Source organism: Pinirhizobacter soli (genome assembly GCF_015905305.1).
GTDB lineage: Bacteria > Pseudomonadota > Gammaproteobacteria > Xanthomonadales > Rhodanobacteraceae > Pinirhizobacter > Pinirhizobacter soli.
This window is the reverse complement of sequence record NZ_JADZLQ010000001.1, coordinates 1,862,479-1,878,957: the sequence shown is the minus strand read 5'-3', so window position 1 is coordinate 1,878,957 and position 16,479 is coordinate 1,862,479. Positions and strand designations below refer to the sequence as shown.

General features: G+C 67.0%; 17 protein-coding genes. 6 read left to right on the top strand and 11 right to left on the bottom strand.

Annotation, left to right across the window (positions count from 1 at the left end; all coding sequences use genetic code 11):
• Positions 1 to 46: 46 nt before the first annotated feature.
• Genes NDK18_RS08280 through NDK18_RS08265 form a run of 4 tightly spaced genes read right to left on the bottom strand, consistent with a single transcriptional unit; the run spans position 47 to position 3,090 of the window.
• Entirely contained in the window at positions 47 to 1,213 is a 1,167-nt protein-coding gene (locus NDK18_RS08280) for a class I SAM-dependent rRNA methyltransferase (protein WP_250627509.1), read from the bottom strand.
• 21 nt (positions 1,214 to 1,234) lie between these two features.
• Positions 1,235 to 1,672, bottom strand: a complete 438-nt coding sequence (locus NDK18_RS08275; RefSeq protein ID WP_250624759.1) for a hypothetical protein — start codon at positions 1,670 to 1,672, stop codon at positions 1,235 to 1,237.
• A 21-nt stretch (positions 1,673 to 1,693) separates the two neighbouring features.
• Positions 1,694 to 2,641 carry a serine/threonine protein kinase gene (locus tag NDK18_RS08270; protein ID WP_250624760.1) on the bottom strand — a complete coding sequence of 316 codons (948 nt, stop codon included), beginning with the start codon at positions 2,639 to 2,641 and terminating at the stop codon, positions 1,694 to 1,696.
• Complete coding sequence (locus tag NDK18_RS08265; protein ID WP_250624761.1) at positions 2,638 to 3,090, bottom strand: hotdog fold thioesterase; 453 nt, start codon at positions 3,088 to 3,090, stop codon at positions 2,638 to 2,640. The genes NDK18_RS08270 and NDK18_RS08265 overlap by 4 nt, the downstream gene beginning before the upstream one ends.
• A gap of 63 nt (positions 3,091 to 3,153) precedes the next feature.
• Between NDK18_RS08265 and NDK18_RS08260 the strand changes: the two genes are divergently transcribed.
• Positions 3,154 to 4,209, top strand: coding sequence for a 2Fe-2S iron-sulfur cluster-binding protein (locus NDK18_RS08260; protein ID WP_250624762.1), 1,056 nt, complete (start codon positions 3,154 to 3,156; stop codon positions 4,207 to 4,209).
• 3 nt (positions 4,210 to 4,212) lie between these two features.
• Here the strand turns inward: NDK18_RS08260 and NDK18_RS08255 are convergent, their stop codons facing one another.
• The 3 genes from NDK18_RS08255 to NDK18_RS08245 are packed head-to-tail and all read right to left on the bottom strand — an operon-like array spanning position 4,213 to position 5,639.
• On the bottom strand, positions 4,213 to 4,656 hold the full coding sequence (locus NDK18_RS08255) for a rhodanese-like domain-containing protein (protein ID WP_250624763.1): 444 nt from the start codon (positions 4,654 to 4,656) through the stop codon (positions 4,213 to 4,215).
• Between the two features lie 49 nt (positions 4,657 to 4,705).
• Entirely contained in the window at positions 4,706 to 5,122 is a 417-nt protein-coding gene (locus tag NDK18_RS08250) for a hypothetical protein (RefSeq protein WP_250624764.1), read from the bottom strand.
• A 55-nt stretch (positions 5,123 to 5,177) separates the two neighbouring features.
• On the bottom strand, positions 5,178 to 5,639 hold the full coding sequence (locus NDK18_RS08245) for a YiiD C-terminal domain-containing protein (protein WP_250627508.1): 462 nt from the start codon (positions 5,637 to 5,639) through the stop codon (positions 5,178 to 5,180).
• Positions 5,640 to 5,738: 99 nt separating this feature from the next.
• On the opposite strand from NDK18_RS08245, the gene NDK18_RS08240 reads away from it, so the two are divergent.
• Genes NDK18_RS08240 through NDK18_RS08230 form a run of 3 tightly spaced genes read left to right on the top strand, consistent with a single transcriptional unit; the run spans position 5,739 to position 8,883 of the window.
• Complete coding sequence (locus NDK18_RS08240) at positions 5,739 to 6,464, top strand: uroporphyrinogen-III synthase (protein WP_250627507.1); 726 nt, start codon at positions 5,739 to 5,741, stop codon at positions 6,462 to 6,464.
• 35 nt (positions 6,465 to 6,499) lie between these two features.
• Positions 6,500 to 7,633 (top strand): uroporphyrinogen-III C-methyltransferase, encoded by a 1,134-nt coding sequence (locus NDK18_RS08235; RefSeq protein ID WP_250624767.1) that lies wholly within the window; start codon positions 6,500 to 6,502, stop codon positions 7,631 to 7,633.
• On the top strand, positions 7,630 to 8,883 hold the full coding sequence (locus NDK18_RS08230) for a heme biosynthesis HemY N-terminal domain-containing protein (protein ID WP_250627506.1): 1,254 nt from the start codon (positions 7,630 to 7,632) through the stop codon (positions 8,881 to 8,883). The genes NDK18_RS08235 and NDK18_RS08230 overlap by 4 nt, the downstream gene beginning before the upstream one ends.
• Here NDK18_RS08230 and uvrD read toward each other — a convergent pair whose 3' ends face one another.
• From uvrD to NDK18_RS08210, 4 genes are all read right to left on the bottom strand, one after another.
• Entirely contained in the window at positions 8,884 to 11,088 is a 2,205-nt protein-coding gene (gene uvrD, locus NDK18_RS08225) for a DNA helicase II (protein ID WP_250627505.1), read from the bottom strand.
• Positions 11,089 to 11,486: 398 nt separating this feature from the next.
• Entirely contained in the window at positions 11,487 to 11,705 is a 219-nt protein-coding gene (locus tag NDK18_RS08220; protein WP_250624770.1) for a hypothetical protein, read from the bottom strand.
• Positions 11,706 to 11,768: 63 nt separating this feature from the next.
• On the bottom strand, positions 11,769 to 12,629 hold the full coding sequence (locus NDK18_RS08215; protein ID WP_250624771.1) for a UDP-2,3-diacylglucosamine diphosphatase: 861 nt from the start codon (positions 12,627 to 12,629) through the stop codon (positions 11,769 to 11,771).
• 86 nt (positions 12,630 to 12,715) lie between these two features.
• The gene (locus NDK18_RS08210; protein WP_250627504.1) at positions 12,716 to 13,966 is read right to left on the bottom strand and encodes an aminotransferase class I/II-fold pyridoxal phosphate-dependent enzyme; all 1,251 of its coding nucleotides are present in this window, start codon (positions 13,964 to 13,966) and stop codon (positions 12,716 to 12,718) included.
• 92 nt (positions 13,967 to 14,058) lie between these two features.
• On the opposite strand from NDK18_RS08210, the gene rsgA reads away from it, so the two are divergent.
• Positions 14,059 to 15,099 carry a ribosome small subunit-dependent GTPase A gene (rsgA, locus tag NDK18_RS08205; RefSeq protein WP_250624773.1) on the top strand — a complete coding sequence of 347 codons (1,041 nt, stop codon included), beginning with the start codon at positions 14,059 to 14,061 and terminating at the stop codon, positions 15,097 to 15,099.
• Between the two features lie 11 nt (positions 15,100 to 15,110).
• The gene (locus NDK18_RS08200) at positions 15,111 to 16,388 is read left to right on the top strand and encodes a peptidase MATCAP family protein (RefSeq protein ID WP_250627503.1); all 1,278 of its coding nucleotides are present in this window, start codon (positions 15,111 to 15,113) and stop codon (positions 16,386 to 16,388) included.
• The last annotated feature ends 91 nt before the right edge of the window (positions 16,389 to 16,479 follow it).

Below are 16,479 nucleotides of genomic sequence, written 5' to 3'. Positions count from 1 at the left end.
GCCGGTGGTTTGCGCTACGACCGGCCATCGCGCCGTTACCAGCAGATCAATCGACGCGGCAGAACACCGCCTTCAGATACCGACCTTCGGGCACCGTGGCGGCCACCGGATGGTCCGCGCCAGCGCCGGATATTTCCAGCACCTGGATACTGCGCCCGGCATTGAGCGCCACGCGGCGCAGCATCTCCAGGAAGTCGCCTTCCGAGACCAGCCCCGTGCACGAGCAGGTGAGCAGGATGCCGCCCGGTGCGATCACGTCCAGCGCGGTGCGGTTCATCGCGAAGTATTTCTTCAGCGCCGGGACCACCTGGTTGCGGTCGCGGGTGAGCTTGGGTGGATCCAGCACCACGGCGTCCCAGGTGCGGCCTTCCGCGATCGCCGCACGCAGCCACTCGAATACATCGCCTTGCTCGAACGTGGCCTGGACGTTGTTGAGCTCGGCGTTGCCGCGTGCGATGTCCAGGATGGCGGCGTCGGCATCCACGCCAACGGCATCGAGCGCACCGCCGGCCATCGCGTGCACGGCAAAGCCACCGGCGTTGCAGCACAGGTCCAGTACGCGCTTGCCACGGGCCAGGCGCGCGAACGTGGCGCGGTTGTCGCGCTGGTCGGCAAAGAAGCCGGTCTTGTGGCCCAGGCCGGGCGCCGAGCGAAAGCGCAGGCCGTGTTCGTGCACTTCCACCGGCTCGGGCGCTTCGCCGCTGCGGCAGTCGAAGGATTCCTGCTTCTGCACGTGCTGTTCGGCGAACCAGTACAGCGAGCATCCCGGGAAGCATTCGATGAGCGTGGCGTGGATGGCCTCGCGGAAGCGCCACATGCCGGCGGCGAAATATTCCACCACCAGGGAGTTGGCGTAGCGGTCCACCACCAATCCGGACAACCCGTCGCCCTCGCTATGCACCACCCGCCAGGCGTCGCTTGCGTCATCGAGTGACAGCAGCTCGCGCCGCAGCGCCACTGCCTTGCGGATGCGCGCTGCTACCCAGGCGTCGTCGATGGCGTCGTAGCCATTGCCCAGCACGCGCAGGGCGATCCGGGCATGCCCGTTCCAGAAACCCCGGCCTACGATGTTGCCGCGGCTGTCGGCGATATCCACCAGGGTGCCTGGCGGCAGGCGGGCGTCGGGTTTGTGTACCTGGGCCGACCACACCCAGGGATGGCCGGGGGCGCGGTCGGATTTAAGGCGGATCACGGGAAGTGCGGGATTATCCATCCGCCCATGATAACCGACCCTCTAGCGCAGCTTGAGGATCAGCCAGGACACCGCCGCCAGCAGGTTGATGCCTATGCGCGAGGTTCCACCCCCGCCAAGCCAGGCGCCCCAGCCATACGTGCCCACGTGGTAGTCGATACCGATGTGCGCGCCCTGTGCCAGGTGCACGATCAGGTAGAAGAACGCGCCGGCGTGCAATTCATAGTGGATCAGCGGCAGCGACAAAAGTGGCACCTGCAGCCCCTGCGCCCACATCGACAGACCCTGGCCGCGACCGTCATTGGCCACCAGCAGCACGCCAGCGACCAGGATGAAGGCGTAGAGCACGGCGCCCAGGACATCCACCAGGGCGTGCATGCCGCCGCCACCGGCCAGCAGGCGATAGGTCATCGACGACAGGCCGAAGAAGCCGCCGGCAATCTGTATCAGGCCGATCAGGCGGAAGAGGAAAAGCGTCATGCGGGGCTCCAGGAATAACGTCTACGACAGATCATCGGCGATTTCGCCAAGGTCCGCGATGTGTTGCTCCCACCACCGCGGTTCCGCGGCGAAGGGAAAGGCAGCAGGGAAGGCCGGATCGCCCCAGCGCTGGGCGATCCATCCGGCGTAGTGCACCTGCCGCATGGCGCGCAGCACGGGGACCAGCGCAAGTTCCGATTCGTCGAATTCGCGGAACTGGGTGTAGCCCTCCAGCAACGCGCGCATGGAGGCATCGTCGCCGGCAAGCATCCACAGGTCCTGCACGGCCGGGCCCATGCGGGCATCGTCAAGGTCGACGAAATGCGGGCCGCCGTCGGTCCACAGGACATTGCCGGGGTGGCAATCCCCATGCAGGCGCAGGGCGCGCCACGGTCCGTAGGCGTCCAGGCGATCGTCGATCGCTTCGCCCACGCGTGCGGCGGCAAGCCGGTAAGACTCGCGAACCGACACCGGGATCAACGGTGAGGCGAGTACCGCATTGCAGGGTTCGCTGATCATCGTCTTGCGGTCGAGGCGCCCACGCGCCTGGAAAGGTTCCTTCGCGCCCACCAGGTGGATGCGCGCGATCAGCCGGCCCAGCCATTCGAGTTGGTCGGTGGATTCCAGCGATGGCGCGCGGCCGCCGCGGCGCGGATAAAGCGCATAGCGGAAGCCGTGATGGTGCAGCAGCGTGTCGTGGCCGAAGCGCAGCGGCGCCACCATGGGAATTTCAGCGTCCGCCAGTTCCCCCGCGAAGTGGTGTTCCTCGGCGATGGCGGCATCGCTCCACCGGCCGGGACGGTAGAACTTGCCCACCAGGAACCCACCATCTTCCAGTCCTACCTGGAACACGCGGTTCTCGTAGCTGTTGAGGGTGAGCAGGCGCCCGTCGGTCCACAGGCCCGTGGCCTCCACCGCCTGTAGCACCACGTCGGGCGACAGGGCGGCGTAGGGCGCGTCGTGGCTCACTTGCCGAAGCCGGCCGGCGCCACTTTGCGGGTGGGCACCACGGCCATGGTCAGCCGCGACAGGCACACGAGGGAATCTTCTTCGTTGGTGATACGGATTTCCCACACCTGCGTGCTGCGGCCAAGGTGCACGACTTTCGCGGTGCCGGTGACCAGCCCCGAGCGCACGCCGCGGATGTGGTTGGCATTGATGTCCAGGCCCACGGCCACCTCGACGGCGGGATCAAGCGCAAGCATCGCCGCGGTGCTGCCCACGGTCTCGGCCAGTACCACGGAAGCCCCACCATGGAGCAGGCCGAATGGCTGGTGGGTGCGGTGGTCCACCGGCATGGTGGCCGAAAGCCAGTCATCGCCCACCGCGGTGAAGGTGATGCCGAGCGTGGCCATCATCGTGTTCGTGCTCCAGCCATTGATGCGGGCCAGGTCGGTGGATTGCTTCCAGATGGACATGCTTGATCTCCTGCGCGTTGGGCCGCATTGTCGTGGTTCTTCCCGCTTGGCGACAATGCGCAGGTGCACACCGTAACCCTGAAAGCCTCCGGCCACCGTTTCGACGTGGCGCCGGGTGAAACCGTGCTGGAGGCGGCGCAACGGGCGGGCATCGCCCTGCCATATTCCTGCCAGGGCGGCGTGTGCGGCAGCTGCAAGGCCACGTTGTTGCAGGGCGCCTGCGACTATCCGCGCAATCCCCCGGTGGCCCTGTCGGCGGCCGAGCAGGTGCGCCATTCGATCCTTACCTGCCAGGCGGTGCCCCTGGGCGACATCACCATTGCCTCGCGCGAGGTGGCCTCGGTCGAGGATATTCCCAAGGTAAGGATCAACGTGCGCGTGGCGCGCAAGGAGCGCCTGGCAGGCGACGTGATCGGCCTGCGCCTGGTGCCGGTGCACGACACGCCGCTGCGCTGGCTGCCGGGACAGTACCTGGACATCGTGCTCGACGACGGCAAGCGCCGGCCGTTTTCCATCGCCAGCAGCCCGGCGGACGACCACGGCATCGAATTGCACGTGCGTCATGTGGCCGGCGGTGGCTTCACCGCGTATGTCGACACCACCCTGGCGGTGGGCGATACGCTGGAGATCGAGGGGCCCAAGGGCACCTTCGTACCCCGCGAGGACACCGAGCGTCCGATGGTGTTCATGGCCGGCGGCACGGGCTTCGCGCCGATCAAGGCCATCGTGGAGCACTTCCTGGCCCTGGGGACACAGCGGGAGGTCACCGTGTACTGGGGCGCCCGCGTGGAACCGGACCTCTACGACCGCGAGCGCGCCGAAGGATGGGCCGCGCGGCACCCGGGCCTGCGTTTCATCCCGGTGTTGAGCGATGCCGACGAGGCCCGCCAGGTGGGCATGCGTGCGGGCCTGGTCCACGAAGCGGTGCTCGAAGACTGGCCCGACCTCTCCGGCGTGGACCTATACATGAGCGGACCGCCAGCGATGATCGCGGCCAGCCGCGAGCGCTTCGTGGCCGCCGGTTTACCCGAAGACCACCTCTACTTCGATTCGTTCGAGTACGCGCCCGACGTGCTGGCCAGCATCCTGGCCGCCCGGGCCGGGATCCACGGGCTCTAGCGGTTAGTTCTTGCCCTTGGCCAGCGGCAGCTGGGCCTGGCGCCAGGCCTCGACGCCGCCGCCGAGGGTGTGCACCTTGGTGAAGCCGGCCTTGACCAAGCGCGAAGCGGCCTTGTCCATGCCGCGGCCGTCCTTGTCCACGATCACCACCGGCAATTCGCGAACCTTGGCCAGATCCTTGTTTTCAGGATCGAACTGGCTGGGCGGGACGTGCCGTGACCCGGGGATATGGGCTTTTTCGTAGTCGGCGTAGGCGGAAATATCCACCACCAGCGGGCTTTCGCGGTTGATCAGCAGGGTAAGCGAGGCCGGGGTCAATTCCTTCCACTTGCGGGTAAGCCGCAGGAGTTCGGTGACGATCAGGGCCAGCACCAGCGCCACGAACAGGGCAAGCAGGAAAGGGTGGTTGCCCAGGAACTGGGGCAGTTTGTGCAGCACGTCGTTCATCGATGCATCCAGGCAGTCAGCCTTCGATTATAGCCTTTCACGTGCCTGGTCATTTCGGCGGCGCGATATTCGGGATGCCGCTCATCAGCCACCACTTGTGCTTTTCCGGGTCGTAACGCCATACCTGGTGATCCACCACGCTGCGCTCGGCCTGGGTGTTGTTGTTGATCAGGTTGATCTGCACCACCTGGCGCACCTCGTTGGGGTTGTCGCCGGGCATGGGGCCGACGCCTTCGTCGTAGCCGCTTACGCGCACCTGCGCCCAGCGCGACATCTCCATCGATGAGGGCGGGTTTGCCTCGGCCACCTTCGGATCGACGAAGGACAGCGCACTACGGGCATCGCCCCAGCGCACCACCGAGCCATAGCGGGTGAGTGTCTCGGTCATGGAATCGGAACGGCGGTCGCTGGCGCAACCGGCAAGCGCGGTTGCCATCACGGCCAGGATCAGGATAAGTCGGCGCATCGGTGCATTTCCCCTTGGTGATCTCAAGCCCATCCGAAGGGTCAATTGTGCCGCATCATGATGCCTTGCGGCGCTTGGCCACGAAGCGTGCCTCAAGGGTGGCGGCCGGTTTGTCGCCGGGTCCGGGCACGGTGACAAGAACCTGTGCACGGGCATGCCCGTGGCGGGTCCAGTCGGCGAAGAAGGCCTCCCAGTCGGCGCCTTCGTCCAGCGTGGCGACGGCCTGGAAGTCATCCCATACCGGCTGCAGGTAGCTCACCGTGGATTTGCCCACGAAGATGTCCGCATCCTGGCCGCGGGCGTGCATGGCCAGTTCCACCAGGCCCCAGCCGGCCAGCGTCATTACGCTTGCGAGGCTGCCGCCGAACGCGCAGCCCTTGTCGTTCACGTTGGGTGCCAGGGGTGCGCTCATCACCAGCTGGCTCAAGTCCCATGCATGCACCCGAAGCTGCATGGCCTGCACCAGCGGGATGCGCGCAAGGAGCGCTGAAAGGTGTTGCAAGGGTTCGGTCGACATGGCGCGGCAGTCTGCCGCCTGAGGGCCGGCAGGGGCAAGCAAGGTAAACTCCCATGCCTTATGGCGGACACGTCGATTCATTCACTTAAGGGCCGCCGCGTGGCGATCACGCGGCCTGCCGGCACCGCTGCGACGCTGGTCGCGGCGGTACGTGCCCGCGGCGGGATACCCGTGTTGCTGCCTGGCCTTTCGCTGCGCACGGCGCAGGACACTCAGGCCGCCGCCACCGCGCTCGATCACGCCCTGGCCGCCGATGTGATCGTGTTCACCAGCCCGGCGGCCGTGGCACATGCCCGGCAGTTGCGTCCGCTGGTCACCCTGGCGAAGGTCTGCGCGCTGGGTGTCGGCACGGCGAAGGCGCTTGACCGCGCGGGCATCAAGGATGCGCGCTTTCCCGAGCGCGAAGATAGCGAAGGATTGCTGGCCATGGACATCATGTCGCAGCTTGGCCATGCACGCGTGGCCCTGGTGGGCGCAGCCGGTGGGCGCGGCGTCTTGCGTTCGGTGTTGCGCGAACGTTCGGCGCGGTTCGACGAGGTACACGTGTACCGGCGCGGGCCCGCGCGGCTGGATGCACGCCATCGCGATGCGGCCAGCGCCTTCACGCGGCGCGACCGTGTGCTGTTGTCGAGCGCCGAGGCCCTGGCGAACCTTCATCAGGCACTGGCCGGGGAGCCATGGCAGGCCTTGCTCGAGGCGACCTGGATCGTCAGTAGCGAGCGCCTGGCCGCGATGGCCCGCGATGCGGGCATGGCCACGGTCCACGTGGCTTCATCGGCCCAAGGCCCGGCGCTGCTGGATATGGCGGCGCGCGTTCGCGATTGACGACCCCGTTACGCGCTCCTGTTAGCATGCAGCGCATGAGCGAAACGACTCCCGACCAGCCCGAGCCTGTCGCGTCCAGCACGCCGGCATCGCCCCGCATCTCCTCGCCGGCACCCATCGGTCGCGCCGCGCCGCGCCGAGGCGGCACCATCGCCCTGGCCCTGCTGGTAGCCCTGATTGCCCTCGCCGGCACCGCCTACGTCGCCTGGCGCGGCTGGCAGCTGGAGCAGACCAATGCCGCCGGTGGACGTGCGGTGGATGACCTCCGCCAGCAGGTTGGCAGCCTGGGGCAGCAGGTGAACAACCTGCGTGACGAGCGCGCCGGCCTTCGCCAGCGCCTGGCCGATGCCGATGGCGTGAATCGCTCGCTGCGCGAAGACGTGCTGGGCAATGCCGAGCGCACGCGCAACCTGGAAGACGCCGTGGCCCGGTTGTCCGAGCGCAGCGTCAGCGGCCACGACACCATGTTGCTGGACGAGGCCGAGTCGCTGCTGCGCATGGGTCGCGAGCGCTTCGTGCTGTTCAACGACGCCGGTGGCGCCATCGCCGCTTACACCTCGGCTGATCAAGCCTTGGCCGCGGTGAACGACGGCGCCTATTCCGGCGTGCGGCAAAGCCTCAACGCCGAACGCGAGGCGCTGTCGAAGGTGAAGGTGCCCGCGGTGACGCACGATCTTTCCCTGATCTCGGCCATGCGCACCGACCTTGCAAAGATGCCTTATCGCCCAGTGGACATGCCCGCGGCCGATACAGAAGGCCAGGGGTTCTTCGCTCGTGCCGGCCGTGCCCTGGCCGGCGTGATCAGCATCCAGCGCGACGACGGCACGCCGCTGGCAATGGCCGATGGCCGCCTGGCACGTGAACTGGCGCTGCTCGACCTCGCCCAGGCCCAGGCTGCCTTGCTCGCCTTCGACGACAAGGGTCGCACCGACGCCCTGCGTCGCGTCGATACGACGCTGGAAAAGAACTTTGATCCGAACGACGCCAGCGTACGCCAGGCGCGTGCGCAGATCGCCGACATGCTGCTGGAGACATCCGGCAACGTTGCCCCGCCGCAGTTGGGCGCAGCGCTGGCGGAATTGTCCAATACGCGTTCGGTACATGCCTTGCACGGCGCACCGGCCGCGCCCGCCGCGGCTTCGTCGGCACCGGCCCAGGGCAAGCCATGAAGCCCTGGCGCTGGCTGCTGCTGTTGATTTTCGTGGCGGCGGTGGCCGCCTTCGGCTGGCACTGGATCGCAGCGGACCCGGGCCTGGTGTTCGTGCGTATCCGTGGCGTGCGCATCACCACCACGGTGGTCTTCGCCATCGTCGCCCTGCTGGTGATCTGGTTCCTGCTCGGCGCGCTGTGGTTCTTGCTGCGCTGGCCATTCGATGCCACCACCCGCCGCCACCGGCGGCAAAGCCGGCGCCGTTTCAGCGACGGCATCGTGGCCCTGTTCGAAGGCCGTAACGCCGACGCCGAACGGGATCTGGCCCGCGCCTCGCGCTACGAACCGCTGCGCGCAGCGTCGCTGCTCGGTGCCGCGGAAGCCGCCAGCCGGCGAGGCGAGAAAGTCCGCGCCATCGAGTCGCTTGACCAGGCCGCCCAGATCACCCCGGCTGCCGCGCGCATCGTGCGTGCGCGACTGTTGCGCCTGGATGGCCGTCCGCAGGAATCGGTGGCGCTGCTCGCGGCCGATGCCGATACCCGTAGCTTGCCGCCCGCGGGCTGGGCGGAACTGGCCGAATCCGCCGTGCTGGCCGGCGATACGCGCCGCGCCCGTGACTCCCTGGAGCCGCTGCAAAAGAGTGGCGTGCTGTCCACGAAACAGCTGGCGGATCTGGAAAACCGCATCCTGCTGATGGCCATTGCCCGCGCGCCTGACGGCGCGGCCCTGACCGAGTTCTGGTCGACGTTGCCCAAGACCCAGCGCCGTTCCGCGGCCGTGGTCGATGCCTACGCGCGCCGCGCCGCAGGCTTCGGCCAGAACCTGGCAGCGATGGACGAAGTGGAATCGTCGCTGCGCCGCGAGTGGTCCTCGTCCCTGGCGGCGACGTATGGCGCGCTTGGCGTGGACGACATCGAAACACGCATGCGCCGGGCCGAGGGCTGGCTCGATGCGCATCCGAACGACGCCTCGCTGCTCACGGCGCTGGGCCGCATGTGCGTTCGCCTGAAATTGTGGGGCAAGGCACGGGCGTACCTGGAGCGCGCGCTGGCGCTGGCACCGGATCCGCTCGCCTGGGAAGCACTGGGTGACACCTGCGTGGGGCAGGGTGAAACCAGCCTCGCCCACCGCTGCTATCGCAATGCCCTGGCGATCGCCCGTGGCGAAGCCGCCGAGCCGCTGCCTGCGGTGTATGCCAGCCGCATCGATACCCGGCCGGTGGCCGTGGAAGAACGCGATGTGCACGGCGTGCCGCGCCTGCCGAAGTAACTACAGCGGTGTGAGGTTGGCGTAGGCCAGCACCAGCCACTTGGAACCGGCGTCGGTGAAATTTACCTGGATGCGGGTGTGGGCGCCCCCGCCTTCGGCACTCACCACCACGCCTTCGCCGAAGCTCGGGTGCGACACGCGCGAGCCCAGCGCCACCGGCAAAGTGTCGGCCACCGGGGCGGCGTAGGCGCTGCCCGCGCCGCCGTAGACAGGCCGCGACACCTGCACGCGCGGCCGCACTTCGTCTACGAGTTCGGCGGGGATTTCGCCTAAGAATCGCGATGGTCGCGCCAGCATCTCGGTGCCGTGCATGCGGCGCGATTCGGCATGGGTGACGAACAGGCGGTCGCGGGCGCGGGTGATGCCCACGTATGCCAGGCGCCGTTCTTCTTCCAGGCGGTCTTCTTCCACCGTGCGCTGGCTGGGGAACAGGCCTTCTTCCATGCCCACCAGGAACACCACGGGGAATTCCAGGCCCTTGGCCGAATGCAGGCTCATCAGCTGCACGCAATCGTCCCAGGCCTCGCCCTGGCCTTCGCCGGCTTCGAGCGACGCATGCGACAGGAAGGCGGTGAGTTCGGTAAGGCCGGCGTCGATATCGTCGGCCGTGGGCTCGAAGCGGCTGGCCACGTTGACCAGTTCGTCCAGGTTCTCCACGCGGGATTCGGCATTGCCGCGGCTGTCGCGCTCGTAATAATCGCGAAGGCCGGTATGCATGATGGCGTGTTCGATCTGCTCGGCGAGGTTCAGCGCCGAAGGCGAATCGGCCCCGTCCAGCGGCAGGCCGCCGAAGCTGCGCGCCATCTCCTCGATCATGGAGAGGAATGCTTTCACGGCATTTTTTGAACGTGCCGCCAGCGAGCCGGTGGAGAGCTCCGACAGCGCCGCCTCCCACATCGAAGTCGCCTCGCCACGCGCACGGCGACGCAATTCTTCAAGCGTGCGATCGCCAATGCCGCGGGGCGGGGTGTTAACCGCACGCTCGAAGGCAGCGTCGTCGTGGCGGTTGGCGGTAAGCCGCAAATAAGCCAGGGCGTCCTTGATTTCCGCGCGTTCGAAGAAGCGCAAACCGCCATACACGCGGTAGGGAATGTCGCGCTGGATCAGCTGTTCTTCGAAGTTTCGCGACTGTGCATTGGAGCGATAAAGGATGGCGCAGTCACGGGCGCGGCCCTTCTCGGCGATGTGCTCGCGAATTCGCTCGATGACGAAACGCGCTTCGTCCTGCTCGTTATAGGCGGCATACAGCGCGATGCGTTCGCCTTCGTCGCCCGCCGTCCACAGCTGCTTGCCCAGACGGCCACCGTTGCGCGCGATCACACTGTTGGCGGCTTTCAGGATGATGGCGGTGGAGCGGTAGTTCTGTTCCAGGCGGATCGTCCGCGCGCCGGGGAAATCGCGCAGGAACTGCTGCACGTTCTCCACCCGCGCACCGCGCCAGCCGTAGATGGCCTGGTCGTCGTCGCCCACCACGAACACCTTGCCAGTGTCGCCGGCCAGCATGCGGATCCAGGCGTACTGCAGCGTGTTGGTGTCCTGGAATTCGTCGACCAACAGGTGCCGCCAGCGATTGCGATAGTGGTCCAGTACCTGCGGATCCTTCAGCCACAACTCGTGCGCGCGCAGCAGCAGCTCGGCGAAATCCACCAGACCCGCGCGCTGGCAGGCGTCTTCATAGGCCTTGTAGATTTCAACGAAAGTACGGGTGACCGGATGGTCGCGGTGTTCGACATCCTTGGCGCGCTTGCCTTCATCCTTCCAGCTGTTGATCTGCCAGCTGGCCTGGCGCGGTGGAAAACGCGCCTCGTCCAGCCCCATGCCCGCCACCACGCGCTTGACCAGCCGCTGCTGGTCGTCCGAATCGAGAATCTGGAACCCTTCCACCAGCCCTGCTTCGCGCCAGTGCCGGCGCAGCAGGCGATGGGCAATACCGTGAAAGGTGCCAACGGTAAGGCCTTGCGCGCCGCCTGGAATCAGTCCTTCCAGACGCGACCGCATCTCGCCAGCGGCTTTATTGGTAAAGGTAACGGCCAGCACCGCCCAAGGCGGCACCCCCAGCACCTGCGTAAGCCAGCCAATGCGATGCGTCAGTACCCGGGTCTTCCCCGACCCCGCACCAGCCAACACCAGGTAATGCCCCGGCTCAGCACTAACCGCCTCACGCTGCGCATCATTAAGCGAATCAAGCAAATGAGAAACATCCATCCGGTAATTCTATCGCGTGGTGGGGAGGGAGCGGTGGGGGGGGGGGGTTGGGGGGGCCGGAGAGGGGGGGGGGGCCCCGGCGGGGGCGGCCGGCGCGAAAATCACCCCCCCCCCCCCCCCCCCCGCTCCCCCACACGCAACAGTGGGGTGTGGGGAGAGCAGGGTGTCGATGCCTGCAGTCCGCGATCACGGGCAGCGTTTTCCTTGCAGGTCGCCTCAGGGGTCGAGGGGAGGGGTTGGGTGACACCCTGAGAGCGCTTCCGCAGGAAGGCGAAGCCGACGAGGACTTAGCGACCAGGGTGACACCCAACCCCTCCCCGCTCCGGCTCTAACGCCCGAAGCAAGGCGAAAAAAAAGGCCGCTGGAGCGGCCTTGTGGATCCACCCCTGCAGTGTTTTTCAGCGTTTGCGGGCTATGCCGCCTACGGTGAGGAGGCCGCCGATGACGATGCCGGCGATGCCGATCCATTGGGGTATTGCGCGGTCGTGTGTGGCGGTGAGCTTGGCTGGGCCGATTTGGGCCACGGTGTCGGTATCGCGGTAGCTGGCGTTGCCCGCTACTACCCAGATTCCTGCGGCCAGCAGGATGATGCCGATGACGATCAGACCTGCGCGCATGCCGATTCCTCGTAGTGTTCGTCGGGAATATGGGCAGGTGTGTGTGTAGGAATGGTGGAGGCCTTAAGGCTGGGTGGTCCTTAAGGACAACAGGGCCGCCGGCAGGGAGGTGAGCGGGCGCAGGCCGAAGGCTTCTGCGGGCGAGGGCAGGATGGTTTCGCGGCTGGCGCGTCCCAGCCGGGCGCGATGGCCACTCCAGTGGATCAGCTCCATGGCCCCGCAGGTGTCTTCGACGATCGCCGTGCAGTGCTCCACCCAGTCGCCGTCGTTGAGATACAGCACGCCGTCGATCTCGCGCACGTGGCCGAAGTGGATGTGGCCGCAGATATGACCATCCAGTCCGCGCTCGCGCGCGTCGTTGGCCACGCGCTCTTCGAAGTCGCGGATATAGGCCAGCGCCTTGCCCACGTGTGACTTGATGATGATTGACAGTGGCAGGTAGGGCTGGTCCAGCCAGCTCCTCAAGGTGTGCACGCGGCGGTTGGTCCAGCAGATCGCCCGATGCAGCACTTCACCGGCCCAGAGCATCCAGGTGCGTCCGATCGATTCGCCGTCGAACTCATCGCCATGGCTTACGCGGTAACGCCGTCCGTCGGCGCCTTCGTGGATGGCGTCGAGCTCCACGCGGATACCGCCGATCGCCTGGCCGGCCAGGCCGCGCAGCGGGGCGTCATGGTTGCCCGGGATATAGGTGACCTTCACCCCGCGCTCGGCCATGGCCAGCAGCTGGCCGACCACGGCGCCGTGGTCGGCATGCCACCAGTGGCGGCGGGCGAGAGCCTCCAGGTCGATGATGTCGCCGACCAGGTACAGGTGCTCGCAATCCAGGTGGGTAAGGAAATCCAGCAGGTAGCCTGCCTTGCAATCGGGCGTACCCAGATGGACATCTGATATGAAGGCGCTGCGGCAGCGTAAACGGCCCATGGCGTCGATCCCCGGTGAGTCTTCCCGGGACGACAGTATCGGCGTGTAGTGTCGCCGCCCGATGGCAGCGAGGTTACCGCCGTGCGTCAGGCCACGGCGGCGGCCGTGGCTTTTGGATGGGCGTTTGCCACCATGGCGCCAAGCACACGATCGATGCGCACGAACACCTCGCGCAGTTGCGTCGGCTCCGGCAGCAGGGTGAGCCGCAGGTGCCGGCTGGCGGCCAGGTTGAAACTCGATCCGGGCACGATGAGCACGGCTTCGTCTTCCAGCAGGCGCAGGGCAAAGGCCGCATCGTCGAACACCGGCAGGGCCGTTGCCTTGACCTGCGGGAAGCCGTACAGGGCGCCGCCGGGGGTGACCATGTCCAGGAATTGACTGGCAGCGACGCCTTCGATCACGGCCCGCCTTGCCTCGTGCAGGCGGCCACCGGGGCGGGTGAGTTCGCCGATGGTGGCGGCGCCTTCAATGGCCGGCCGCACGGCCCATTGGGCGGTGACATTGGCGCAAAGACGCAGGGCCGCCAGCAATTGCAGCGCGTCGCGGTAGTCCGCGGTGAGGCGCGGATGGCCCGACAGGCTCATCCAGCCCACGCGGTACCCGCAGGCGCGATACACCTTCGACAGCCCGCCGAAGCTCACGCAAGGGTGGTCGGCGGCGAGCCTGGCCAGCGGCTGGAAAGGAGTGTCGTCGTAGAGGATCTCGTCGTAGATCTCGTCGCACAGCAACAGCAGGCCGTGTCGCCGTGCCACCGCCACGATGGCCTGGAGTAGTGCTTCCGGGTAGACGGCGCCCGTCGGATTATTCGGGTTGATCAGCACGATGGCGCGCGTGTGCGGCGTGACCAGGGCCTCGATTTCCTCAGGATCGGGCAGATGCCCGTTTTCGGCGGGGCAGCGGTAGTAGCGGGGCTTGCCATCGTTAAGGATGGTAGCCGCGCTCCACAGCGGGTAATCCGGGCTCGGCAGCAGCACTTCGTCGCCCGGCTGCAGCAGCGCGCGCAAGGCCAGGTCGATGAGTTCGCTCACGCCGTTGCCGATGAAGATCCGCTCGACGTCCGCTCCTTCCGCGCCGTGGGCGCGCTGCTGGGCGAGCACGGCTTCACGGGCCTCTTCCAGGCCTTGTTCGTGCCCGTAGGGTTCGCTATCGGTCAGGTGGTCGGCAATGGCCTGGCGCAGGTGGTCGGGCGTGCGGAAACCGTAGCGGCCCGGGTTGCCGATATTGAGCTTGATGATGGGGTGGCCGGCGGCTTCCATCTCGCGTGCCCGGCGGGTGAGGGCTCCGCGGATCTCATAGCGGACGTCGGCCAGGTGGGCGCTGGGTCGGATCAATGCCATCGAAAGTTCACGTGCCGGGAATTCGTCTTGTTTGGCACTGTATCAGCGTCGATGGCCTGCCGCGAGGCGAACCAATGGCATAATCAGGGCCTATGACGGACCCCGTGGACATCGAGCGGCTGCGCCGGATCGGCTGGCGTGGCGACGCTGACGCGGGTCCGGGCCGGCTTGCCCGTGTGGTTGCACAGCATCGGGCAGGCTACGAGCTGCACGACGGCGACCAGCTCTTCAACGCCCAGCCGGCCGGCACGTTCCTGAAACGCGGCCTGGATCCCTCGCTGCGGCCCGCCGTGGGTGACTTCGTGCTTCTCTCCGGCGACACCCATCCGGTGATCGAAACGGTGTTGCCGCGGCGCACCCTGTTGGTGCGTGCCGCCGCCGGCGAGCGCTACGAGCGCCAGGTGATCGCCGCCAACATCGACTACGTGCTGGTGTTGATGGGCCTGGACGGCGACTTCAACCCCACCCGCATCGAGCGCTACCTGTCGCTGGTGGAAGGTTCCGGTGCGCAACCTGTGGTGCTGCTGTCAAAGGCCGACAGCGCGCCGGATCCGCAGGCATCGGTGGCAGCCGTGCACGAACGGCTGGGCCATGCCACGCCAGTGATCGCACTCAACAGCAAGGATGTAGCCTCCGTAGCGCCGGTGCTGGCTTTCCTGCAACCAGGCGATAGCGCGGTGCTGGTGGGTTCGTCCGGCGCGGGCAAATCCACCATTACCAACACGCTGCTGGGCGAGGAGCGCATGGCCACCGGCGCCGTGCGCGCACACGACAGCCGCGGCCGGCACACCACCACCCACCGCGCGCTGTTGCAGCTGCCCTCCGGCGGCTGCCTGATCGACACCCCGGGCATGCGCGAGCTCAAGCTCACGGGTGAGGAAAACCTCGATCTCTTCGCCGATATCGAGGCCCTGGCGGCCGACTGCCGCTTCGCTGATTGCGGGCACACCAACGAGCCCGGATGCGCGGTGCAGGCGGCGCTTGGCACGGGCGAGCTCTCCCTGCAGCGCTGGCGCAGCTTCCTGAAACTGCACGAAGAGCGTGAACAGCAGGCCGCCACGCTCGAGGCGCGGCTGCGACGCAGTCCACGGATTCCGGGTAAACACTCGTCGCGACGCGACCGGGACAGGTAAGATCGGCTGTCATGGACGTTCCCGCCATGGTTTCTTCGCCGGAACTCGAACGCTTCGCCATGCTCGACCGGCGTTTGCTCGAGGCCGTTCGCCCCATCCGCATCCTGCCCACGGTCGGTTGGCCGGCCTCGCTCGAGGAGCGGATGATCACCGCCTACCGCGTCGGCAGGTTCTCGCTGCCGGAGATCGAATACCTGCGGCCGGACCTCTCCGCCGCGCGCGGCGAGCTTGAGCGCATCGAGCTGGAAGCGGGTGAAGACCACCCCATCGCCGAGTACCTGCGCCGTACCGCGCAATCGTGGCGCGTGGCGGCCACCATGCTCGAGGCCGTGGGTACCCACGCGGTGACCGAGCCTTCGATCCAGCTTTATGGCCGCCCGGGTGATGGCATTCCCGGTAGCCGCAAGCGCAGCAATCTTGATGCCGCGAAATACTTCGTGGAGCTGGCCGACGAACTGGGCGCGGACCTGGACACCGAGGACGCCGAGGGACATATCGCCGCGGCGGACCTCCGCCAGGACATGGCCGCGCAACTGGATGCGTTCTTCGGTGCCGACCGCATCGCCGTGGTGGTCGATCCGGAACTCACCGCCAAGGCCGCGGCCGGCGCCACCCGCATCCGCCTGCGCGGCGGTGCCAGCTTCACCGAATACGACCGCCACCAGCTGATGGCCCACGAGGCGTTCGTGCATTCGCTCACCGCGCTGAACGGCCGCGAGCAGCCGGTACTGGCCTCGCTGGCGCGCACCTCGCCGCGCGTTACCGCCACCCAGGAAGGCCTGGCTGTTTTCGCCGAACTCATGTCTGGCGCCATCGACATCTCGCGCCTGAAGCGAATTAGCCTGCGCATCCTTGCCATCGACATGGCGTTGAATGGCGCGGACTTCGTCGAGGTGTACCAGTACTTCCGCAGCTGCGGCCAGAACGTGCCGGACAGTTTCCATTCGGCGCAGCGCGTGTTCCGTGGCGTGCCATTGACCGGTGGTTCGGCGTTCGCCAAGGACAACGTGTACCTGTCTGGTTTGCTTGCGGTGCATACCTTCTTCCGCTGGTCGCTGCGCCAGCGGCGGCTGGATCACTTGCGGCACCTGTTCGCCGGCAAGCTCGCCCTGCACGACGTGATCAGCCTGGAGCCGTTCTTCGCCAGCGGCGCCATCGCCCCGCCGCGCTACCTGCCGCCGTGGATGCAACACGTGCATGGCCTGGCCGGGAAGCTCGCATTTTCCTTGTTCGTCAACCACATCCACATGGCGGGCGTACAGGCTGAGGAAATCTCGCTCGGCCTCTAGGTCGGATCAGCCTGGTGGCAATGCGTCAAGGCTTGGCAGCGTGTCGGTGCTAACATCGCTCCCCTGAGCGCAGGTGACGCGCACCCCCTAT